Genomic DNA, 23098 nt, shown 5'->3' with positions numbered 1-23098 from the left:
GGATTGGAGGGTACGACCATGGCGGGACCCGTCCTGGAGATGCGCTCGATCGTCAAGACCTTTCCCGGAGTCAAGGCGCTGTCGGACGTCACGCTGACCGTCCGCCGGGGCGAGGTCCACGCCATCTGCGGGGAGAACGGCGCCGGCAAGTCCACCCTGATGAAGGTCCTCTCCGGCGTTCATCCGCACGGCAGTTACGAGGGCGAGATCCTCTTCGAGGGCGAGGAGTGCCGGTTCCGGGACATCCGGGCGAGCGAGCGGCACGGCATCGTCATCATCCACCAGGAGCTGGCCCTGGTGCCGTTCCTGTCCCTCGCGGAGAACATCTTCCTCGGCAACGAGCACGCCCGGCGCGGGCTCATCGACTGGAACGAGACGCTCAGGCACGCCACCGCGCTGCTGCGCCGGGTGGGCCTGCACGACCACCCGGAGACCCGGGTCACCGACATCGGCGTGGGCAAGCAGCAGCTCGTGGAGATCGCCAAGGCGCTGTCGAAGGAGGTGAAGCTGCTCATCCTCGACGAGCCGACGGCGGCCCTGAACGACGAGGACAGCGGCAAACTCCTCGATCTCATCCTGGAGTTGAAGAAGCAGGGCATCACCTCGATCATCATTTCCCACAAGCTGAACGAGATCCGGCGGGTCGCCGACTCGGTGACGATCCTGCGCGACGGCCGCTCCATCGAGACGCTCGACGTGCGGGCGCCGGGGACGACCGAGGAACGGATCATCGCGGGCATGGTCGGCCGCGACCTCGACCACCGCTTCCCCGACCGCACCCCGCACCACGCGGAGGAGGGCGCGGCGCCCGCGCTGGAGATCCGCGACTGGACCGTGCACCACCCCGTCGACCAGCAGCGCAAGGTCGTCGACGGTGTCTCGCTGCACGTGCGGCGCGGGGAGATCGTCGGCATCGCGGGCCTGATGGGCGCCGGCCGGACCGAGCTGGCGATGAGCGTGTTCGGGCGGACGTACGGCCGGCACGCGAGCGGCACGGTCCTCAAGGACGGCACCGAGATCCGCACCAGGACCGTCCCGGAGGCGGTCGGGCACGGCATCGCCTACGTCACCGAGGACCGCAAGCACTACGGCCTCAACCTCATCGACACCGTCGGCCGCAACATCTCCCTGACCGCGCTGCGCAAGGTGGCGCGGCGGGGCGTGGTCGACGAGCACGAGGAGCGTCAGGTCGCCGAGGGCTTCCGCACCTCCATGAACATCAAGGCGCCCACGGTGTTCGAGACGGTCGGCCGGCTGTCCGGCGGCAACCAGCAGAAGGTCGTCCTCAGCAAGTGGATCTTCGCGGGGCCGGACGTGCTGATCCTCGACGAGCCCACGCGCGGCATCGACGTGGGGGCCAAGTACGAGATCTACACGGTCATCGACCGGCTGGCCGCCGAGGGCAAGGCGGTCGTCTTCATCTCCTCCGAGCTGCCCGAACTGCTCGGCATGTGCGACCGCATCTACACCATGGCCGCGGGCCGGCTGACCGGTGAGGTGCCGCGGGCCGAGGCCACCCAGGAGGTGCTGATGCGGCACATGACCAGGGACGGCGCGCCGCGGCACCGAACGGACGACAGTCACGCGGACAAGGACCTGACGGCCGGAAGCCGGGCCGGCACGGGCCCGGCGGACGGCGACCGCGCGGACGCGGGCCACGCCGACGACGACCACACGGACGAAGAGGGGTCACGATGAGCACGGATGTCACCGCCAAGAGCCCGGCCCCGGCGCCGCCGGGCGGCGGCGCGGCGGCCGGCGGCCGGGGCCTGCTCCGGCTGGTGCTGGACGGGCTGCGCCGCAACATGCGCCAGTACGGCATGCTGATCGCCCTCGGTCTGATCGTCGTGCTGTTCGCCGTGTGGACCGACGGCGACCTGCTGCTGCCGCGCAACGTCTCCAACCTGGTGCTCCAGAACAGCTACATCCTGATCCTCGCGATCGGCATGATGCTGGTGATCATCGCCGGGCACATCGATCTGTCGGTGGGTTCGCTGACCGCGTTCGTGGGCTCGTTCGCGGCCGTGCTGACCGTGCAGCACGGGATGGCGTGGCCGTTCGCGCTGGTGCTGTGCCTGCTGGTCGGCGCGGTGGCGGGCGCGCTCCAGGGCTTCATGATCGCCTATCTGGGCATCCCCTCGTTCATCGTCACCCTCGCCGGGATGCTGCTGTTCCGCGGGCTCACCGAGATCCTGCTGAAGGGGCAGACCCTCGGCCCCTTCCCCGGCGGACTGCAGAAGATGGGCAACGGCTTCCTGCCCGAGGTCGGCCCGGACACCAACTACCACAACCTCACCCTGCTCCTCGGGCTCGTCCTGATCGCCGCGGTGGTGTGGCAGGAGGTGCGCGACCGGCGCCGGCAGCAGGAGTTCGCCCTGGACGTGCTGCCCGGACGGCTGTTCCTGCTCAAGCTGGTCGCGCTGACCGCCGCGATCCTGGTGGTCACCCTGCTGCTCGCCAGCTACAAGGGTGCCCCGATCGTGCTGATCATCCTGGGCGCGCTGGTGGTCGGCTACGGCTACGTCATGCGCAACGCGGTGTTCGGCCGGCACATCTACGCGATCGGCGGCAACCTGCCCGCGGCCAAGCTGTCCGGGGTGAAGGACAAGAAGGTCACCTTCTACGTCTTCCTCAACATGGGTGTCCTGGCGGCCCTGGCGGGTCTTGTGGTCGCCGCCCGGCTCAACGCGGCCTCGCCGAAGGCGGGCGTCAACTTCGAACTGGAGGCGATCGCCTCCTCGTTCATCGGCGGCGCCTCCATGAGCGGCGGTGTGGGCACCGTCCTCGGCGCCATCATCGGCGGTCTCGTCCTCGGTGTGCTGAACAACGGCATGAACCTGCTGAGCGTCGGCACCGACTGGCAGCAGGTCATCAAGGGGCTCGCCCTGCTCGCCGCGGTGGGCTTCGACGTGTGGAACAAGCGGCGGTCCGGTTCGTGAGCGGCCGACGGGTCCGATCGGTGAGCGACTGACGGGTCCGATCGGTGAGCGGCCGTACCCGGAGAGTGGCCAACTCACACTTTTTTCACACGAGTTGAACAACGCCACCCGTGTCTCCGTATGAGAGGGCGGCCCGTGCTCCCCCGCGCGGGCCACCCAGAACGACGAGCCCGGACGTCCCCGCCGGGCTCGCGCCGGACGGAGGTTCCATGGCCGACAACGTCACCTCGCTCTTCCGCGGCGGCGCGGCGCACAGCCCGTCGATGGCGGCGCTGACGCGGGAGGGCGGCGACGGAACCGGCCCGGTGGACTTCTGCATCCCCTGCAACCCGTACTTCCCCACGCCGGCGATGTTCGACGAGATGGCGGCCCGGCTGCGGGACATCATCACGTACTACCCGAGCGGCGCCGACACCATCACGGCCGAGCTGTGCAGCCTGCTCCAACTGCCCCCGCAGTGCGTGGCCATGGGCAACGGCTCGACCGAACTCATCACCTGGATCGACCACCTGCTGGTGCGGGAGTCGCTGGCGATCCCCGTCCCCACCTTCGGCCGCTGGACCGACCAGCCGATGGAGACGGGCAAGCGGGTCGACATGTACCCGCTCCAGGAGTCGAACGGGTTCGCCCTCGACCTCGGCCAGTACGGCGAGTTCATCCGCGCCCGCGGCACCAAGGTCGCCGTGGTCTGCAACCCCAACAACCCCGACGGCGGGTACCAGCACAAGCAGGCGCTGGTGCAGTTCATGGACGCGATGGCGGACCTCGATCTGGTGGTGATCGACGAGTCCTTCCTGGAGTTCGCGGACGCGGAGGCCGAACCGAGCGTCGTCCAGGAGGCGATGCTGCGCCCGAACGTCGTCGTGCTGCGCAGCCTGGGCAAGAACTTCGGCCTGCACGGCATCCGCTTCGGCTATCTCGTGGCGAACCCGGCGCTGGCCGGGAAGATCCGCTCGATGCTGCCGAAGTGGAACCTCAACTCCTTCGCGGAGCACGTGGTGTTCATGCTGAAGGAGCACGGCACGGAGTACGCGCAGAGCCTGCTCCAGGTGCGCCGTGACCGTCAGGACATGGCGAGCAGGCTGTCGGCCCTGCCCGGTCTGACGGTCTACCCCTCGCAGGGCAACTTCCTTTTCGTGCGCCTTCCCGTGGGCGCCGAGGGCACCGTGGTCCGGGACCGGATGCTCACCGAGCACCGCATCCTGGTCCGCGAGTGCGGCAACAAGATCGGGTCTTCCAGCCGCTTCCTGCGGCTCGTGGTGCGCCCCCAGGTGGACGTGCGTCGCCTGGTGTCCGGCCTGGAGTCGGTGCTCTACGGGTCCGGGAGGGGAGCCGCCGTGCCCGAGCCGGGCACTGGGACCAGCTACAGCTCGGGTACGGCGGCGGTCGACCGGTTGGTCAGCGAGACCAACGGCGCGGGAATCATGGGGCTGGCCGCGAGCGCCATGGCCGGCCCCGTCCAGACGGCCGCCGGCACCGGAATGCCGCTCCCCGCCGCCCACCCCCATGGCGGGATCCCGATGCCGGCGGCAGCCCACCCCACCCCGGCGGTCGCCGCGGCCCCGGTGGCACCGCAGATCCCGGTCGCCGTCCAGGCCCAGGTCCCGGTCGCGCAGGTCCCGGTCGCCGCGCCGGTGCCCGTGCCCGTCCAGGTCCCGGTCGCCGCGCCCGTGCCGCCGCAGGTCCCGGTCGCCCCGGCCCCCGCGGCCGCGGTCTCCACGGGGCCGATCCCGATGGTGGCCTCCACCCCGGTCCCGCCGCAGGCGCCCCCGGTTTCCCCCGGCCTCACCCCGCCGGGCGTGCCGGCGCGCGGTGGTCTCACGGCGGCCCAGGTGCGCGGCATGACGGCTCCGCCGCAGGGGCTGACCACGGCGCCCGCCACGGGGTGGCCCAACGCCCAGAGCTGGCCGGACGCGGCGGGCATGAACCAAGCGGGGTAGCTCCACCGGGTGCGCCGCGAAACACCGGTCGTGCCGCGAGGTGCCGTCGTTCGTCTGCTGCGCCGTCGTGGCTGGTCGCGCCCGCGCGGCGGAGCCGCAGATCGACACAGCCTCGCGCCCCTCCGGGGCGCTGCCCCTGCGAGGCGTTGTCCGCTACGGGTGCGGCGCCGTTGTGGCTGGTCGCGCCCACGCGGCGGAGCCGCACATCGACACAGCCCCGCGCCCCTTCGGGGCGCTGCCCCTCCGCGGCAGGCTCCGGTGGCGTCCGTATCGGGTAATTCGGGCGTGCTGAGGGCTCATGGGGGCGTTGTGGGGGGTGTGGCCGTGGACAATGGCCGGGCCCGCGCCCCGTAAGATCGCCCGGGAGGCTCCCTTGGCGCTCAGCAGACGTTCCTTCAGTGCCCTGGCCGGCTCGGCCGCGCTCGGCTTCGCCCTGGGCGGCAGCGGCGGCCCGGTGGCGCCCCCGGCGTACGCCGCGCGCAGCGTGCCGACCGGTCCCGCACCGGCCCCGCCCGGCGCCGACGGCCGTGCGCACACGGTCGGCCACGACCGGTACTCGCTGCTGGTGGACGGCAGACGCCTGGTGGTCTGGTCGGGTGAGATGCACCCCTTCCGGTTGCCGAGCCCCTCCCTGTGGCGCGACGTCCTCCAGAAGATGCGGGCGCACGGGTACAACGCGGTCAGCATCTACGTCTCCTGGAACGTCCACTCCCCCGCCCCCGGCCGCTACGACTTCACCGGCGTCCGCGACCTGGACCTGTTCCTGCGCACGGCCGCCGAGACCGGGCTGTACGTCGTCGTGCGTCCGGGCCCGTACATCAACGCCGAGATCGACGCGGGCGGCTTCCCGGGCTGGCTCACGGCCACCGAGGGCACGGCACGCACGGCCGACCCGACGTACCTGTCGCACGTCGACGGGTGGCTGACGGCGGTGAACCGGATCGTGCGCCGGCACCTGTTCACCCACGGCGACGGCACGGTCCTGCTGTACCAGATCGAGAACGAGTACGACGCCCACGTCACCGAGGCCACCGGCCGCGACTACATGGCGCACCTGTACCGCAAGGTCCGGGCGGACGGTGTCGACGTGCCCCTGTTCCACAACGACAAGGGCCGCAACGGCCACTGGATCCCGGGCTCGTTCGACACCGGCGGCGAGAGCGGCAAGTGGCTCTACGGGTTCGACGGCTACCCCTCGCCCTCCCAACCCCCGCCCGACTGGGGCCACTTCGGGCCCGGCGGCCTCAAGGGCGGCGCCACCGCCAGCCCCCGTACCCCCGGCTTCGTACCGGAGTTCGGCGGCGGCTGGTTCGACCCGTGGGGCGGGGTGGAGTTCCAGGGCAAGGGCTACGCCGAGTCCCGCCGCACCCGGGACGCGGCCTACGAACGCCGCTTCTACCTCACCAACCTCGCCAACGGCCTCACCCTGCACAACGTCTACATGACCTTCGGCGGCACCTCCTGGGGCTGGCTGCCCGCGCCGGTCGTCTACACGTCGTACGACTACGGCGCAGCCATCGACGAGGCCCGCAACGTCACCCCGAAGATCGCGCCGATGCACCAGATCGGCCATCTCCTGCGGCACGTCCCGGACTTCGCCAAGCTGGACCGGGCCGCCGACGTGCGGGCCGAGGGGCTGAAGGTCTACCACCTCACCAACCCGGACACCGGCACCCATGTGTACGTGGCGCGCAACGACTCCGCCGCCGAGGTCTCCAGCACCCTGCCCACCGCGGGCGGCGACCTCCGGCTCACCGTCCCCGCGCACGACGCCCGGCTGCTGACCGCGGGACTCGCGCTCGGCGGGCGCAAGCTGAAGTACGCCACCGCGCAGCCCATGCTGGTGCTCACCTCCGGCCCGCAGGACGTCGCCGTGTTCACCGGGCGCTACGGCGAGATGGCGCACCTCGTGCTGGACTGCCCGAGCGAGCCACGGGTCACCCGGCTCGACGAGGAGACCGCCTGGGTGTACGACCGGGGCGAGCTGCACGTCAACGTGGAGCTCGGCCGGGGCGGTCTGGCCCGGGTGCTGATCGAGCGCGGCGACAGCGGACGACCGCTGCTGCTCCTGTTCGCCGACGACACGACCGCCACCCGGCTGTTCCCGTACGACACCCCGTCGGGGACCGTGCTGGTCTACGGCCCGGCGCTGGTGCGCGGTGTCACGCTCGACGGCCCGACGGTACGGCTGACCGGCGACACGGTCCGGGCGACGGGTCTTGAGGTGTGGGGGCCGCGCGGCATCGGCGCCGTGGAGTGGAACGGGCGCCCGGTGCGCACCAGGGTCACCCGCGGCGGGAGCCTCGTCGCCGAGGCGCTGCTCGCCGGCGTGGAGCCGATCGCGCTGCCGGCGCTCGGCGGCTGGCGGCGCAGGACCGAGAACCCCGAGTCGGCGCCCGGGTTCGACGACTCGGACTGGACCGTCGCCGACCGGACCACGTCGTTCAGCACCACCCCCGTGCCCGAGGACGGGCCGGTCCTGTTCGCCGACGACTACGGCTTCCACTACGGGGACGTCTGGTACCGGGGCCGCTTCGAGGGCGGCGAGGGCCTGGAGTCCGTGTCGCTCGCCTACAGCACCGGCACCCAGGGCATGCTGATGGCCTGGCTGGACGGGGTGCCGCTCGGCTCGCACCGGATGCCCGTGCCCGGCAAGGACACGGTCCGGCAGGGCAGTTGGACGGCCACCGCCACCCTGTCGCTGGACGGGCTGTCCAGGAGGACGCGCAGGGCGCTGCGCGCGCCGGGCCGGCACGTGCTGTCGGTGCTCGTCCGGCGGATGCAGCACGACCAGGACGGCAAGGCCCTCGACACCCACAAGGTGGCGCGCGGACTCACCCGGGTCGCGTTCGAGGGGGCCGATCCCGCGGTGACCTGGCGCATCCGGGGCGAGGCGGCGCCCGACCCCGTGCGCGGGCCGCAGAACAACGGCGGCCTGCACGGGGAGCGGGCGGGCTGGCACCTGCCGGGCTTCGACGACCGCCGCTGGTCCGCGGCCGCCTTCCCGCGCGCGGACCGGGGGCAGGGCGTGACCTGGTACCGGACCACGTTCAAGCTGTCGGTGCCGGCGGGCGTCGACGCCTCGGTGGGACTGGTCCTGGAGGACGATCCCGAACGCGCCTACCGCGTCCAGGTGTTCCTGAACGGCTGGAACATGGGCCAGTACATCAACGACGTGGGCCCGCAGCACACCTTCGTCCTCCCGAACGGCATCCTGCGCACCCGCGGCGCCAACACGCTCGCGCTCGCCGTGCTCCACGACGGCACCACCGTCTCGGGGCCCGGGAAGGTCCGGCTGGCGCTGCTCGGAAGTGCGGCGGGAGGGATTCCCGTGACGGCTGTCGACTCCCCCGGCCGGTGAGACGACGCCGGTGACGCCCCACGCCCGCCCACCCGCGAAGACGGTCGTTCTCCCTTGAACAACAGCCGCCGGATCGCATGACGCGGACACGTCCGGACGCGTAGTGTCGGACGAGCCGCCGTTCGGCGGGCGAAAGGGGAGGCAATGGACGTCGCGGGCGCGCGGCAGTGGGCGGCCCGGATCGCCGCGAAGCCGCCGGGCCTGCGGGCCGGCGCCGGCAAGCGCGCACTCGCCGCCGGACTCGCCCGCGCGGTCCGCACCCGGCCCCACCCGCCCGTCGGTGTACGGGAGTTGTGCGTGGCCCTGTGCGAGGAGATGAGCACGCTGCGCGGCGGACGCCCCGTCGAGCTGCGCTTCGAGCGGTTCCCCGACGAGATCGACGTCACCGGGCTGTGGCTGGAGTTCGCGGACTTCGACCTGGTCATCGTCGAGGAACGGGCCGAGGCCGTGCAGCAACTGGTCATCCTCGGCCACGAGTTGTGGCATCTGCACGCCGGGCACCGGCACCACCACCGGCTCGGCGCCGAGGCCGCCCGCGCCCTCGCGGACGCGCCGGGGCTGAGCGACGCCGCCCTGACGGTGGCCGCCCGCAACGGCTCCCGCAAGTCCGACGAGGCCGAGGCCGACGACTTCGGCCACCGGCTCGCCACCCGGTTCCGCTCGCTGGTCACCGGGCTCGCGGCCCGGCCCGACCCCCTCCAGCGGGCGTTCGGCTACCGCGGCCGCGGCGGAGCGACGCGGTGAACGGCACGGCCGAGGCGCCCGCGGGCGTCCTGGACGACTTCTCCATCTCCTTCTGGATACCCACCGCCGTGCTGACCGTGGCCCTGGTGATCAAGCTGCCCACGATCATCCGGCTGTGGCGGGACCCGCTGCTGCGCGCGGTCGGCGGTCTGCTGCTGCTCGCCTGCACGGTGTTCGTGTTCGTCACGCCGTCCACGATCGCCTGGACCAACCGGGTCACCGGCGTGCCCAACATCTCGGCGCCCTGGTGCTATTCGCTGCTCACCGCGTTCTGCGGCTCCTGTCTGCTGCTGATCGTCGCCTGGCGCAACGGCCTGTCGGAACGCTCGGCCGCCACCCGCCGCGCGATGCGCTGGATCGTGTGCGGCTACTCGGGCGTGATCGCCGCCCTGTGGGTGCTGTTCGCGCTGGCGGACGCCCCGGTGGAGCGGCTGCGGGACCTGGACACCTACTACGCCACCACCCCGTTCATGCGCGAGGAGATCCTGCTCTACCTCGTCGCGCACTTCGTCGCCTGCCTCATCACGTCCCGGCTGATCTGGAACTGGGTGCGCACCGAGGGCCTGGACGCCTGGCTGCGCTGGGGACTGAAGCTGCTCGGCGGCGGCTACGCGCTGAACCTGATCTTCGACGGGTCGAAGCTGACGGCCGTCGCCGCGCGCTGGTTCGGCCGGGACCTGGACTGGCTGAGCACCAATCTGGCGCCGCTGGTCGCCGCCCTGTCCGCCATCGTGATCGCGGTCGGCTTCATCCTGCCGCACGCCGGCCAGTACCTCCACGACCGCTGGCGGCTGCGGCTCGCCCACCGCGAACTGCGGCCCCTGTACCACCTGATGCGGACCGTCAGCGGCTCCGGCGTCCCCCTCGTGCTGCGCGCCACGCTCGAACTCCGGCTCACCCGGCGCGAGACGTACATCAGGGACGTCCTGCTGCCGCTGGCCCGGCACATCGACACCGAGGCGGGCGGCCGGGCGTACGCCGCCGCGCTGGACCTCGGGCATCCGGAGCCGTGGGCGCGTGCGCTGGCCTCCGCGGTGGCCGTCCTGGACGCCGTCGAGGCCCGGGGCCGCACGCCGGAACCGCCCGAGGGGGCCACCGGGCCCGACACCACGAACCTGCTCCAGGAGATCGGGGCCGTGTCCCGAGCCCTCCGTCATCCCGACGAGATCGCGGCGGTCCGCGCGCGTGCGGCCGTCCCAGCAGAGAGCGTTGCCGTACATGAGTGAGCGCACCACCACCGCCGTCGTCCTCGGCGGCTCCCTCGCCGGGCTGCTCGCCGCCCGGGCCCTGACCCCCTACGCCGACCGGGTCGTGGTGGTCGAGCGGGACGCGCTGCCCGACGGGCCCGAGCCGCGCCGGGGGCTGCCGCAGGCCCGGCACGTGCACCACCTGTGGTCGGGTGGCGCGCGGGCGCTGGAGCTGCTGCTGCCGGGGGTGACGGAGCGGCTGCGGGCGGCCGGGGTGACCCGGCTGCCGGTGACGACGGACATGGTGGCGCTGTCCCCGTACGGCTGGTACCGGCGCTGGGCCGAGTCCGCGTTCGTGCTGCCGGGCAGCCGGGACCTGCTGGACTCGGTGGTGCGCGCGCAGGTGCTGGCCGACGGGCGGATCGAACTCCTGGAACGCACCGAGGCGGTGGGGCTGCTCGGCACGGACGTGGCGGTGACGGGCGTACGGACCCGGGCGGTCGGCGGGGGCGACGGGAGCGGCGGGAGCAACGGGGCCGGGCGCAGGCTCGACGCGGATCTCGTCGTGGACGCGACCGGGCGCGGATCGCGGACGCCGCACTGGCTGACCTCGATGGGGCTGCCCGCGCCCGAGCGGCGCGAGGTGGACTCCGGGATCGCCTACGCGACACGGGTGTTCCGGGCGCCGGAGTCCGCGCGCGGCGGGTTCCCCATCGTCACCGTGCAGGCCGATCCGCGGAGCGGGCGGCCCGGCCGGGGCGGGGTGCTGATGCCCGTCGAGGACGGCAAGTGGATGATCACCCTGTACGGCGGCCGGGGCGGGGAACCGGGCGTCGACCCGGGGGACTTCGAGCGGTTCGCGCGGGAGGAGCTGGCGCATCCCGTGATCGCCGAGCTGATGGTCAACGCCGAACCGCTGGGCGAGGACGTCGCGTTCACCCGGACCACGGCCAACCGGCGGTACTTCTACGAGCGGATGCCGGTGTGGCCCGAGAACTTCGTGGTGCTCGGGGACGCGGTGTGCGCGCTGAACCCGGTGTACGGGCACGGGATGGCGGTGGCCGCGCAGACGGCGGTCGCCGTGCGGGACGTGGTGTCCCGGCAGGGGGTGGGGGCGCCGGGGCTGGCGCGGGAGGTGCAGCGGGCCGTGGGGCGCGCGGCCCGTACGGCGTGGGACCTGTCGACCGGGTCGGACGTGTTCTACCCGGGGGCGACCGAGAGCGGCCCGACGCTGCGGGAGCGGGTGATGTCGGCGTACGTGGGACGGCTGTTGCGGACGGCGACGGGCAACGGGCGGATCGCGCGGCGGGTGACGGACGTGACGTCGCTGGAGCGCGGCGCGGAGACGCTGCTCGCGCCGCGGGTGGTGCTGGGGGCGGTGGTGGGACCGCTGAAACCGGCGCTGACCGGGCCCCCGCTGACCGCGGAGGAGTGGAAGGCGGCGGGGGTTCTGTAGGGGGCCCGGTCGGTGCCCGCGGTGGGGCCGGCTAGCCCGCGAACACCGGTTGTCGTACCCCCTGGCCCGCTCCCGGGATCACCAGCAGGGAACCCGCCAGGGGGTCCGGGGCGGCGAGGCCCGTGCGGGCCGTGGTGACGTAGAGGTCCGTCAGGTCGGCGCCGCCGAAGGCGCAGGCCGTGGTGCGCGGGGTGGGCAGGGGGATCACCCTGTCCAGGGTGCCCTCCGGGGTGTAGCGGTGCAGCGCCGCGCCGTCCCACAGGGCCACCCACACACAGCCGTCCGCGTCGACCGTGAGCCCGTCGGGATAGCCGGCCGACTCCGGGACCGTCACGAACTCCCGCCGGTTCGCGGCCCGTTCGCCGTCGTGGTCGAAGACGTCCACCCGCCGGGTCGGGGTGTCGATGTAGTAGAGCAGGCGTCCGTCGGGGCTCCAGCCGGTGCCGTTGCTGACCGTCACCGACGGCAGGACCGTGCTCGCCGCGCCCGCCCCGGTGAACCGCGCGAACGTACCGCCGCCCGCCGCCTCGTCGTAGCGCATCGTGCCCGCCCACAGCGAGCCGTCGGGCGCCACCGCGGCGTCGTTGCCCCGGCGGCCGGGTACCGGCTCGCGGTGCAGCCAGCGGAAGCCGTCGTCCGGGTCCAGCAGGCCCACCCCGTCACGGAGGTTGAGGACCAGGCCGCCGCCCGCCCGCGGCTTCGCGGCGCCCACGTGCTGGTGCGTGGTGCGGACCGTGCGGTGCCCCGTCGCGGGGTCGTAGGCGTGCACCCGCGCGCCCAGGATGTCGACCCAGATCAGCCGTCCGGCCCCCGCGTCCCAGGTGGGCCCCTCGCCCAGTTCCGCCGTCGCGCGCACCGCGACCTCGTACGCCGTCACGCCGCGGTCCTGTGGCCCAGCCGCTCGGAGAGTTCGGCGGCGCCCTTGGCCGCCAACTGCTCCAGTTCCACGCGGCGTTCGTCGCTCCAGCGGATCATCGGCACCGAGATGGACAGGGCGGCGACGACCTGCCCCGCACGGTCGCGCACCGGCGCCGCGACACAGCTGACGTCCGGGTTGGACTCGCGGTTCTCGACCGCGATCCCCTTCTCCCGGATGCCGGCGAGCGCCGCGCGCAGCGCCCCCGGGTCGGTGATGCTGTCGGGTGTCATGGCGGTGAGCTCCGTACCGTCGGGGATGCGCGCGGTCAGTTCGGGCTCGGGCAGCGACGCGAGCAGCATCTTGCCGACCGAGGTGCAGTGGGCGGGCAACCGCCGCCCCGCCGCCGACACCATGCGCACCGCGTGCGTGGAGTCGACCTTGGCGATGTAGATCACGTCGGTGCCGTCGAGGATGGCCACGTGCACCGTCTCGTCGCAGGTCTCGGCGACCGAGCGGGCGACCTGCTGGCCCTCGGCGGCGAGGTCGAGCTGCTCGGCGTACCGGCTGCCGAGCTGGTAGGGCCGCACACCGAGCCGGTATCGTCCGGGCTGTCCGGGTACGGGCACGATGTACGAGCGTGCGGCGAGCGTGGTGACCAGTTCGTGCACGGTCGTGCGCGGCAGCCGGAGCCGGCGCACGATGTCGGGGGCGGACAGCGTGCCGTCCCCGTCGAGGAACAGTTCGAGTATGTCGAGAGCACGGGTCACGGCGGGTACGAGGCGTCCCATGGTCCGGCCCCCTCCCTGGTGGTCTCGGCGTCTGTGTTCGATATTTCAACAGACGATCGGCATGGCGAACGACCATCACAGGCTAGTCATGGCGGGTTGTCCGGGCAATGCGTGATTTCCGGCGCCGGGGCTTCGGGGCGCACAGGAGCGCCCCGAAGGGCGCGGGGAACTGCGCGACAAGCCCCCACCGTCCCGCGGCCGGACACCCACAAGCAGTCGCGCGCGGCCGGGTTGCGCGAGCATGGGTGCCATGCCCGACTCCGCGAAGCGTCCCGCCGAGCCCTTCACCCCGCTCGACTTCCAGCTGGTGCTGCTGCGCCGCATGGCTGACCACAACCCCGAGCTCGTCGACGACGCCCGGCGGGAACTGGGCGTGCCGCTCGCGCGGATGCGGGAGGCCAACAAGCGCTGGCAGGCGATGGTCCGCTCCCGCTGGGCGCGCTCGGCCGCCGCCCGCCACCGCTCGGTCCTGGGCGCCCCCGAGGAGGAGGCGAAGCGCGTGATCGGCGACCTGGAGTGCACGGCCCTGCGGTGGCGGCTGCCGCTCTGGCCCGATCTGCGCTTCGAGGTGCTGCTCTCCCCCGAGGGCGCGGTCTGGAACGAGTGGCTGGTGCGCGCGCCCGGCGCCCCCGCGCCCCGGCTCGCGACCCTGGACGACCTCACGCCCTGGTCCTGCACGGTCGACGAGGCGGCCCGCGCGTTCGCGCCCGCCCGTCCCCTGGAGGGCACGGCGCCCACCCGGTGGGGACTGGCGTTCACGGCGCCGGACGCGCGGGGCGTACGGCGGGAGGTCGTGGCCGAGTTCACCTGGGGACTGCTCCAGCGGACGGCGGCCCGGTCGTAGCGATCGGCGGGTGGGGGTGGGCGCGCGGTCGTCAGCGCGTACGGGTGGGCGCGCGGCCGTCAGCGCGTACGGGTGGGCGCGCGGCCGTGGTTGCGTCAGGTCGGCGCGCCGCCGTCAGCACGTGGTCGTCGGCGCCTGGCCGTCAGCGCGTGGCGGCGGCCAGCATCGCCTCGGCGACCGCGGCCGGCGATCCCGGGTGCAGGAAGAGGAACAGATTGGGCTCGACCAGCTCCAGTTCCATCACCCGCGGGCCGCCGTCGTCGCCGTCGACCAGGTCCACCCGCGCGTACAGCAGCTCGGGCGCGCCGGGCACGGCGGCCAACGCCCGCTCGGCGACGGCGAGTTCGGCCGGGGTCGCGGTCCACGGCTCCAGGTCGGGGTGCGGCACCTTGACGGCGTCGTAGGCGGTGCCGGGCGCGAGGACGGCGCGCTTGCGGCTGGCGTGCAGCAGCCGGCCGCCGTAGAACTGGAGGGCCCGCTCGCCGCCGGCGTCTATGCCCGCCATGTAGGGCTGGACCATCGCGGTGAGCCCCTCCTCGTGCATCCGCGCCAGGTGCCGTACGGCCCGCTCGTGCTCCCCTGGCGTGTACCGAGCGGCGAACCGGGCGCCCGCCCCGAAGGTCGGCTTGATCACGAACTCCCGGTCGGCGGGCAGTCCGTCGGTGCCACCGGGGGCGAGGTAGCGGGTCGGGACGACGGGGACGCCGGCCGCTGCGAGGTCGCCGAGGTAGCGCTTGTCGGTGTTCCAGCGCACGACCGGGGCCGGGTTGGCGAGCCGGGTCGCCGCGGCGACGCGCTCGGCCCAGGCGACGAACTCGGCGGCGCGCCAGCTGTAGTCCCAGGTGGAGCGGATGACGACGAGATCGAAGGCGCTCCAGTCGGCGGCGGTGTCGTCCCAGGCCACGACGGTGGCCCCGGCCCCGGCGTCGGTCAGCGCCCGCACCAGCACCGGCAGGTCGCGGTCCCGGTGGGGCTCGGTCCCGGGGTCGTAGGTGGCGAGGGCGACACGAGGCACGGGGGCTCCCTGTTCGTACGGACGTCCGACTGATCCCCCGCAGGCTAACCGTGTCTCCGGGACCCACGGCAACGGGTTTGACCTTCACCCTTGGTGAAGCCGCAGCATCGGGAGCACGACGACGAGCGGGACGGGGTGGGACGTGGAGGAGACCATGCTGACGATCGGCGCCTTCGCGAAGGCCGGCCGCCTCTCCCCCAAGGCCCTGCGCCTGTACGACGAACTGGACCTGCTGCGCCCCGCCCGGGTCGACCCGGACACCGGCTACCGCTACTACGCCGTGAGCCAGTTGGAGCGCGCCCGGCTCGTGGCCTGGCTGCGGCGGCTCGGCATGCCGCTGGCCCGGATCCGCGAGGTGTGCGCCCTGCCCGCGCGGGAGGCCGCGCGGGAGATCCGGGCGTACTGGGCACGGGTCGAGGCGGAGACGGCCGCACGACGGGACCTCGCCACGTTCCTCGTCGCACACCTGACCGACGACGTGAGGAAGGACACCGCCATGCTGGAACTGCGGCACTCGGCCCGTTCGGACGCCGGACGGACACGCCCCACCAACCAGGACACCGCCTACGCGGGCCCCCGCCTCCTGGCCGTGGCCGACGGCTACGGCCCCACGGGCGCCCCCGCGAGCAGCGCGGCCGTGGAGGCCCTGAAACACCTGGAGACCACCGAACTGTCCGGCGCCGCCGTACTGAACCTCCTGGAAGCGGCGACGGACGCCGCGAGCGAGGCCGCCCGCGAGGCGGCCAGCGACGAGGAGGCGGGCACCACACTGACCGCACTGCTGTGGACGGGCTCCCGCCTGGCCCTGACACACATCGGCGACTCCCGCGCGTACCTGCTGCGCGGTGGCGGACGTGACCCAGTCGGACTTCTGACAGGGGCCGGCCCCACCGCCCCCAGAGGGGCGCGGGGAACTGCGCGGCCGGCCGCGGCGGACCCGCGGCCTGAAACGAACCGGCACCCCCGGACCTCTCTTTGCACACCGCCTGGACACGGTCGTGGTGCAGGTGACCGCCCACATGACAGGCAGAACCACCAACTCCGTCCACCCGTCCGACCAAAGGGGCGCGGGGAGCTGTGCGGCCGGCCACGGTGGACCCGTGGCCCGGAACGTGCCGGCGCCCGCTCTCCCCGTTGGGTTCCCCTAGCGCACCGCTTGGGTGCGGTCGTGTTCGGGGGGCCGCTGGGGTAGGAAGGTAGGCGTCGTCCCCGAGTGGCTAGGAGTGCGCCGCGTGTCCACCCTCTTTCCGGCCCTGACGGGCGGTCCCGGCGAGCGCGTCGCCCTGAAGTTCACCGGCGACGGCCGGGCGCTGACCTACGGGGAGCTCGCCGCCGCGGCCGGCGCCGTCGCCGCCCGTGTCCGGGGCGCCGGCCGGGTGGCCGTGTGGGCCACCCCCGAGCTGGAGACGGCCGTCGCGGTGGTGGGCGCCCTGCTCGCCGGCGTCCCCGCCGTGCCCCTCAACCCCAAGTCGGGCGAGAAGGAGCTCGCGCACATCCTCTCCGACAGCGCCCCCGCCCTCGTCCTGACGGCACCGGGCGCCGAACTCCCGCCCGCGCTCGCGCGGACGGAGCGCGCGGACGTCGACGTGCACGGCTCGGGCGACCTGCCCGAGGACCGCACGGCCGACGACGACCCCGCCCTGATCGTCTACACCTCCGGCACCACCGGCCCGCCCAAGGGCGCCGTCGTCCCCCGCCGCGCCCTCGCCGCGACCCTGGACGCCCTCGCCGACGCCTGGCAGTGGACCGGCGACGACGTCCTCGTGCACGGCCTGCCCCTGTTCCACGTGCACGGCCTGGTCCTCGGCGTCCTCGGCCCGCTGCGCCGCGGCGGCTGCGTGCGCCACCTCGGCCGCTTCGACACCCAGGGGGTGGCCCGGGAGCTGACCGACGGCGCGACCATGCTGTTCGGCGTCCCGACGATGTACCACCGCATCGCCGAGGCCCTGCCCGGCGACCCCGCCCTGGCGAAGGCGCTCGGCCGGGCCCGGCTCCTGGTGTCCGGCTCGGCCGCGCTGCCCGTCCACGACCACGAGCGCATCACGGCGGCGACCGGACAGCGGGTGATCGAGCGGTACGGCATGACGGAGACGCTGATGAACACCAGCGTCCGCGCCGACGGCGAGCCCCGCGCGGGCACGGTCGGCGTGCCGCTGCCCGGCGTGGAGCTGCGCCTGGTCGAGGAGGACGGCACGGTCCTCGCCGCGTACGACGGGCAGACCGTCGGCGAGATCCAGGTGCGCGGCCCGAACCTGTTCACCGAGTACCTCAACCGCCCCGACGCCACCGCCGCCGCCTTCACCGCCGACGGCTGGTTCCGCACCGGCGACATGGCGGTGCGCGAGCCCGACGGCTACGTCCGCATCGTCGGCCGCAAGGCCACCGACCTGATCAAGAGCGGCGGTTACAAGATCGGCGCCGGTGAGATCGAGAACGCCCTGCTGGAGCACCCCGGGGTGCGCGAGGCGGCCGTCACCGGGGAGCCGGACGCGGACCTGGGCGAGCGGATCGTGGCCTGGATCGTCCCCGAGGACGCGGCGAACCCGCCGCGCGACGAGGAGTTGGCCGACCACGTGGCCCGCAGGCTCGCCCCGCACAAGCGCCCCCGCGTCGTCCGCCACCTGACCGAACTCCCCCGCAACGACATGGGGAAGATCATGAAGCGGGCGCTGGGCCATGCCTGAGCGGCCGTCGGCGCGCGAGGTGCTCGACCTGGTCCAGGACCCGTACACCTTCAGCGAACTCCCGTACCCCGCACGGGAGTCGGCGGTGGACGGACCGATCTCCTGGCCCGGCTACGACGCCTCGCGCGCCCGCGCCGCCGCCCGCACCGGCGAGGAGGAGTCCGTCGTCTGCGGCACCGCCTCCGTCGGTGGCACCCGTGCGGTGCTGATCGCCTTCGAGTTCGGCTTCCTCGGCGGCTCGCTGGGCGAACGCACCGGCGACCGGCTGGAGTCGGCGTACGTCCACGCCCGCACCCACCGGCTGCCGGTGGTCGCGCTGGTCGCCACGGGCGGCAGCCGGATGCAGGAGGGCATGGTCGCGCTCACCCAACTCCAGCGCGTGGCACGGCAGTCGGCGCTCACCCGGGAGGCCGGACTGCCGCAGGTCTCGGTGCTGCGGGACCCGACCACGGGCGGTGGCTGGGCCACCCTGGGCGCGGGCGCCGACGTGGTCCTGGCGCTGCCCGGCGCCCAGGTCGGCTTCGCCGGCTCGCGGGTGCGCCCGGCCGACGCCGACCCGGCCGCGTACACCGCGGAGGCCCAGGTCGCGGCCGGTTCGGCGGACGCGCTCGTAGCGCCCGCCGAGCTGCGGGACACACTGGCGCGGTGGCTGCGGCTGCTGACCCGCCCCGCGGACCAGGCACCCCCGCCCGCCGCGCTCGGCACGACCGCGCCCCCGGCCACCGGCCGGGAGTCGGTGCTGCGCGCCCGCTCCCCCGAACGCCCGCACGCGGACGCCTACTTGGACGCCTACTTCACCGAGCGTGCCGAGATCTCCGGGGACCGCTGCGGCGGCCGGGACCCCGAGGGAATCCGGTGCGGCTTCGGCACGCACGGGGGCCGTACGGTGGCGTACGCGGCGCAGACCGGGGCGGCCACCCGCCCGGCCGGCTACCGTACGGCGGCCCGGCTGATCCGGCTCGCGGACCGGCTCGGCATCCCGGTGCTGACCCTGGTGGACACCCCCGGCGCGGCCAACGACGCCGAGGCCGAACGACAGGGCGCGGGGCCCGCGATCGCGGACCTGTTCACGGCGGTCGCGACGGCGCGCACACCCGTGACGACGCTGCTGATCGGCGAGGGCGGTTCGGGCGGCGCGCTCGCGCTGGCCGCGCCCGGCAACACCTGGGCCGTACCCGACAGTTACTTCTCCGTCATCGCGCCCGAACTGGCGGCGGCCATCCTGAAGCGCCCGCCGGAGGAGGCCGGGGCGACGGCCGACCGGCTCCGCATCCGGCCGCAGGACCTGGCCGAGCTGGGCGTGATCCGCACCGGTGCTCATCCGTTCGGCCGCACCCCGCCCGGCCCCCTCCAGAAGGCGCCGCCCGTGCCACGCCCGGAGGATGCGTAGAGAACCCCGCCGCCCGGCGGGCGCCCACGGCCCGGCCACTCGGGAGGATCTGCGATGACCGTCAGCCTGGAGCAGTTGCGCCGCTGTCACTTCGCCGTCGACCTGGGAGCGGCCCGCACCCGGGTGTACGTGAGGGGCGCCGGGCTCGTCGTCGACCAGCCGTCCGCCGCGGCCGTGAACACCAGGACCGGCGCGCTCATCGCCGTGGGCGAACTCGCGGAGCGGATGACGGGCCGTACGCCCGCCTACATCCGGGTGGTACGCCCCGTCAGCGGGGGCACCGTCGTCGACATCGAGATGGCCCAGCGCATGCTGCGCCATCTGATCGGCGACAAGGTGCGCCGCGCGCTGCGCCGCAAGCCCCGGCTGCGGGCCGCGGCCTGCACCCCGCACGACGCCGACCCGCTGGCCCAACGCGCCACCATCGAGACGCTGGTGGGGCTCGGGGCGCGGCGCGTGGAGCTGGTGGACACGCTGATCGCCGCGGCGGTCGGCTGCGGGCTGCCCGTGGAACGCCCCGAGGGCACGATGATCATCGTGTGCGGCGCGGCGGCGACCCAGGTGGCCGTGCTGTCCCTGGGGTCGATCGTCACGGCCGAGCGCTTCCCGGTCGGCGGGGAGGCCGTGGACCACGCGATCGTGCAGCACCTGCGGCACGAGCACGAACTGATGCTGCCGAGCCAGTCGGTACGGCCGCTCCAACTGGCCCTGTCCGGCAACGGACTGACCGCGCACGGCCCCACGTCCACCGAGATCCACGGCCGGGACGTCGCCACCGGCCTCGCCCGGTCGGTGCGCGTCGACACCGCCGCGGTGCGCGAGGCGATCCACGCCCCGCTGACGGCCGTGCTCGACGGCATCGGCAAGGTGCTGCGGGAGTGCCCGCCCGACCTGGTGGCCGATCTCGCCGACCGCGGGATCATGATGGTCGGCGGCTCCGCGCTGCTCCCCGGCCTGGACCAGATGCTGCGCGAGGCGACGGGCATGCCGGTGCACATCGCGGAACGGCCGGACGTGTGCGCCGTCCAGGGCATCGGGGCCATGCTGGAGGGCAGGATCGAGCCCCTGGTCCTCAACCCGCTGGCCGCCTGAGGACGCCCGCGGGAACGGCCCGGCGCACCGGGTCAGTACGGCAGGATGCGCCCCGACGGGGTCCTGCGGTCGATCTCCTGGCCGCGGGGAGCGGCGGGCCGGCGGCTGACTCGTACACGGATCCGGCGGTCCATGACGCCCTCCTCATGCCTCGTACTGCCTCGCAGTCGCTGTCAGGTACGAGGCTCGTGCCGAGGGCCGGATCTCCGGCCTCGCCCGCGCGCCCGTACGCCAGATCGTTCCCACGCAGGCATATGTCATGCCTCCGCGGCGGAACGAGAACAATCCTCATGACCGAACCTGCCCGGCGAGGCGGGCAGTTGGGTCGTCATGACGGGATGTGCGCGGTTCTGGACGGCCGGTGCCGACACCTGCTCAGTAGGCGACCGAGATATGGGCACGCGAGTGCCGGTGGCGCTCGATCTCGTCGACGACGGCCAGCGCGAAGTCGGCGCCGGAGATCTCCGACCGGCCCTCCGCGTCGAACAGGGCGACCTCGCCGCCGAGCCGGTACGTCCCGGTCCGCTCGCCGGCCGCCCAGGCGCCGTAACCACCCGCGGGCGAGACGAAGGTCCAGTCGAGCCCCTCGGGCGCGGCGGTGGTCAGCCACTGCCGGAAACCCTCCATGACCTCCACCTCGGACCTGAGCTCCTCCGGTACGTCCCCGTCGGCGAACCGGGGCGCGCCGGGCGCGGGGCGCAGCGACGAGAACCCGCCGATGACGACGAACCGGGCGCCGGTGTCGAGCGCGGCGGCGGCGAAGTCCCGGTAGAGGCCGGCGAGCCGGTCCGTCAGGTCGCCGCGCGGGGCGAGCGTCGCGACGACCGCGTCCCGGCCGGCGATCAGCCCGGCGGCGTCCTCGGCCGGGCCGTGCGCGTACGTCACACCGGCGGCCGGGCTCGCGGGGGCCGAGCGGGAGTACGAGGTCACCTCGTGGCCGCGCGTGGCCGCCTCGGCGGCGATGTGGGCACCGGTGTACCCGGTCCCCCCGATGATCAGGACGTTGCTCACGGTCGCTCCCGGCGGGTGAGGGTGGGGTGGGGTGGTGGACATGGGGGTGGTGGATATGGGGGTCAGCGCCAGCCGAGGGCGGGCGCGACATGGGTGAGGACGTTCTCCAGCACGTGACTGTTGTAGTCCACGCCGAGCTGGTTGGGGACGGTCAGCAGCAGCGTGTCGGCCTCGGCGACCGCCTCGTCGTCGGCGAGCTGCTTCACCAGCACGTCCGGCTCCGCGGCGTAGGTGCGGCCGAAGATCGCGCGGGTGTCGGCGTCGATCCGGCCGATCTGGTCGGCGCTGTCGCCCTCGCGTCCGAAGTAGGCACGGTCCTGGTCGCTGGTGAGCGCGAAGACGCTGCGCGACACGGAGACGCGCGGCTCGTGCTCGTGGCCCGCCTCGGCCCACGCCTCGCGGAACGCGCGGATCTGTGCGGCCTGCTGCACATGGAAGGGGGCGCCGCCCTCGTCGTTCTTGAGGGTCGAACTCATCAGGTTCATGCCGAGCTTGGCCGCCCAGACCGCGGTGCCGTTGGAGCCCGCGCCCCACCAGATGCGCTCGCGCAGTCCCGCGGAGTACGGCTCGATCCGCAGTGGTCCGGGCGGGTTGGCGAACATCGGCCGCGGGTTGGGCCGGGCGAAGCCCTCGCCCTGGAGGACGGTGAGCAGCACCTCGGTGTGCTTGCGGGCCATGTCCGCGTCGGTGTCGCCCTCGCCGGGGGCGTAACCGAAGTAGCGCCAGCCGTCGATGACCTGCTCCGGGGAGCCGCGGCTGACGCCGAGCTGGAGCCTGCCGCCGGAGATGAGGTCGGCCGCGCCGGCGTCCTCGGCCATGTGGAGGGGGTTCTCGTAGCGCATGTCGATCACACCGGTGCCGATCTCGATGCGCGAGGTCCTGGCACCGATCGCGGCGAGCAGCGGGAAGGGCGAGGCGAGCTGCCGGGCGAAGTGGTGGACGCGGAAGTAGGCGCCGTCCGCCCCCAGTTCCTCGGCCGCCACGGCCAGGTCGACGGCCTGGAGCAACGCGTCGGCGGCCGACCGCGTCTGGGAGTGCCGGGTGTCGGACCAGTGCCCGAACGACAGAAAACCGATGCGCTTCATGCCCGCCCCAACACCCACCCGAACTAATTGATTCCTCAACTACCGAGGCGTGTTTCCGGTTGTCCGGAGCCGCCCCCGCACCGGGTACGCGCCGGCCGGGGTCTGCGAGGCTGTGGTGATGACCATGGCCATGAGGACCACACCGGAGTGGGAAGCACGCTGCGCCGCCCTGTGGGACGCCTTCGACGACCACGACGCGGCGGACTTCCGCGCGAGGATGACCACCCTGACCGACGAGCTGGCGCCGGGGCACCCCGTCGCCGCCTTCGAGCAGGCGTCCGCCCATGACGCGACCGACCTGGGCGAACGCGCCGTGGAGCTGTACCGGGAGGCCCTGGCGGGCGGCCTGGACGGCGACCGCCACCGGCAGGCCGTGATCCAGCTGGCCAGCACCCTGCGCACGCTCGGCCACCCGCAGGCCGCGGCCGACCTGCTGCTCACGGAACGCGCGAGGACCTCGGACCACCTCGACGACGCGCTCACCGCGTTCCTCGCCCTGGCCCTGACCGACCTCGGCCGCGAACGCGAGGCCGTGTCCCTCGCCCTCACCGCCCTGTCCGGCCATCTGCCGAGCTACCGCGTCTCGGTCGCCCGCTACGCCGCCGCCCTGACCGCCGACACCCTGACCGCCGGCGCCTGAACCCCCTCCGCCGACCGCCCCTGCTGCGGCGATCGGCGGAGGGGATTTCTCCTGTCCCCCGTT

General features: G+C 73.7%; 18 protein-coding genes. 13 read left to right on the top strand and 5 right to left on the bottom strand.

The window, feature by feature from the left end:
* The first annotated feature begins 18 nt into the window (after positions 1–18).
* From mmsA to AB0F77_RS16210, 7 genes are all read left to right on the top strand, one after another.
* Positions 19–1698, top strand: a complete 1680-nt coding sequence (gene mmsA, locus AB0F77_RS16240) for a multiple monosaccharide ABC transporter ATP-binding protein (protein ID WP_361947873.1) — start codon at positions 19–21, stop codon at positions 1696–1698.
* Entirely contained in the window at positions 1695–2939 is a 1245-nt protein-coding gene (gene mmsB / locus AB0F77_RS16235) for a multiple monosaccharide ABC transporter permease (RefSeq protein WP_361947870.1), read from the top strand. Before mmsA ends, mmsB begins: the two co-directional genes overlap by 4 nt.
* A gap of 209 nt (positions 2940–3148) precedes the next feature.
* Positions 3149–4879, top strand: coding sequence for a histidinol-phosphate transaminase (locus AB0F77_RS16230; RefSeq protein ID WP_361947867.1), 1731 nt, complete (start codon positions 3149–3151; stop codon positions 4877–4879).
* Between the two features lie 373 nt (positions 4880–5252).
* Entirely contained in the window at positions 5253–8240 is a 2988-nt protein-coding gene (locus AB0F77_RS16225) for a beta-galactosidase (protein ID WP_361947864.1), read from the top strand.
* Between the two features lie 144 nt (positions 8241–8384).
* The gene (locus AB0F77_RS16220) at positions 8385–8984 is read left to right on the top strand and encodes a toxin-antitoxin system, toxin component family protein (protein ID WP_361947862.1); all 600 of its coding nucleotides are present in this window, start codon (positions 8385–8387) and stop codon (positions 8982–8984) included.
* Entirely contained in the window at positions 8981–10210 is a 1230-nt protein-coding gene (locus tag AB0F77_RS16215; RefSeq protein ID WP_361947859.1) for an MAB_1171c family putative transporter, read from the top strand. Before AB0F77_RS16220 ends, AB0F77_RS16215 begins: the two co-directional genes overlap by 4 nt.
* Positions 10203–11627, top strand: coding sequence for a pyridine nucleotide-disulfide oxidoreductase (locus tag AB0F77_RS16210; RefSeq protein ID WP_361947856.1), 1425 nt, complete (start codon positions 10203–10205; stop codon positions 11625–11627). The genes AB0F77_RS16215 and AB0F77_RS16210 overlap by 8 nt, the downstream gene beginning before the upstream one ends.
* A 31-nt stretch (positions 11628–11658) precedes the next feature.
* On the opposite strand, the gene AB0F77_RS16205 is transcribed toward AB0F77_RS16210, so the two are convergent.
* Positions 11659–12504, bottom strand: a complete 846-nt coding sequence (locus AB0F77_RS16205) for an SMP-30/gluconolactonase/LRE family protein (RefSeq protein WP_361947853.1) — start codon at positions 12502–12504, stop codon at positions 11659–11661.
* Positions 12501–13274 (bottom strand): IclR family transcriptional regulator, encoded by a 774-nt coding sequence (locus tag AB0F77_RS16200; protein WP_361947850.1) that lies wholly within the window; start codon positions 13272–13274, stop codon positions 12501–12503. Before AB0F77_RS16200 ends, AB0F77_RS16205 begins: the two co-directional genes overlap by 4 nt.
* 241 nt (positions 13275–13515) lie before the next feature.
* On the opposite strand from AB0F77_RS16200, the gene AB0F77_RS16195 reads away from it, so the two are divergent.
* Entirely contained in the window at positions 13516–14118 is a 603-nt protein-coding gene (locus tag AB0F77_RS16195) for a hypothetical protein (RefSeq protein ID WP_361947847.1), read from the top strand.
* A gap of 142 nt (positions 14119–14260) precedes the next feature.
* Here AB0F77_RS16195 and AB0F77_RS16190 read toward each other — a convergent pair whose 3' ends face one another.
* Positions 14261–15133 carry a hypothetical protein gene (locus tag AB0F77_RS16190; protein WP_361947844.1) on the bottom strand — a complete coding sequence of 291 codons (873 nt, stop codon included), beginning with the start codon at positions 15131–15133 and terminating at the stop codon, positions 14261–14263.
* Positions 15134–15287: 154 nt separating this feature from the next.
* On the opposite strand from AB0F77_RS16190, the gene AB0F77_RS16185 reads away from it, so the two are divergent.
* Genes AB0F77_RS16185 through AB0F77_RS16170 form a run of 4 tightly spaced genes read left to right on the top strand, consistent with a single transcriptional unit; the run spans position 15288 to position 20299 of the window.
* A complete protein-coding gene (locus AB0F77_RS16185) occupies positions 15288–16325 on the top strand; it encodes a MerR family transcriptional regulator (RefSeq protein ID WP_361947841.1) in 1038 nt (345 codons plus the stop codon).
* A 40-nt stretch (positions 16326–16365) separates the two neighbouring features.
* Positions 16366–17817 (top strand): acyl-CoA synthetase, encoded by a 1452-nt coding sequence (locus AB0F77_RS16180; protein WP_361947838.1) that lies wholly within the window; start codon positions 16366–16368, stop codon positions 17815–17817.
* Complete coding sequence (locus tag AB0F77_RS16175; protein WP_361947835.1) at positions 17810–19207, top strand: carboxyl transferase domain-containing protein; 1398 nt, start codon at positions 17810–17812, stop codon at positions 19205–19207. Before AB0F77_RS16180 ends, AB0F77_RS16175 begins: the two co-directional genes overlap by 8 nt.
* Positions 19208–19261: 54 nt before the next feature.
* Entirely contained in the window at positions 19262–20299 is a 1038-nt protein-coding gene (locus AB0F77_RS16170) for a rod shape-determining protein (RefSeq protein ID WP_361947832.1), read from the top strand.
* Positions 20300–20674: 375 nt separating this feature from the next.
* Here AB0F77_RS16170 and AB0F77_RS16165 read toward each other — a convergent pair whose 3' ends face one another.
* Positions 20675–21310 carry an NAD(P)H-binding protein gene (locus tag AB0F77_RS16165; protein ID WP_361947829.1) on the bottom strand — a complete coding sequence of 212 codons (636 nt, stop codon included), beginning with the start codon at positions 21308–21310 and terminating at the stop codon, positions 20675–20677.
* Positions 21311–21372: 62 nt separating this feature from the next.
* Positions 21373–22395, bottom strand: coding sequence for an LLM class flavin-dependent oxidoreductase (locus tag AB0F77_RS16160; protein ID WP_361947826.1), 1023 nt, complete (start codon positions 22393–22395; stop codon positions 21373–21375).
* 118 nt (positions 22396–22513) lie between these two features.
* On the opposite strand from AB0F77_RS16160, the gene AB0F77_RS16155 reads away from it, so the two are divergent.
* Entirely contained in the window at positions 22514–23035 is a 522-nt protein-coding gene (locus AB0F77_RS16155; protein WP_361947823.1) for a tetratricopeptide repeat protein, read from the top strand.
* Positions 23036–23098 lie beyond the last annotated feature (63 nt).

This window comes from Streptomyces sp. NPDC026672, from assembly GCF_040638185.1.
Lineage (GTDB): Bacteria > Actinomycetota > Actinomycetes > Streptomycetales > Streptomycetaceae > Streptomyces.
This window is presented reverse-complemented; position numbering and strand designations above follow the sequence as displayed.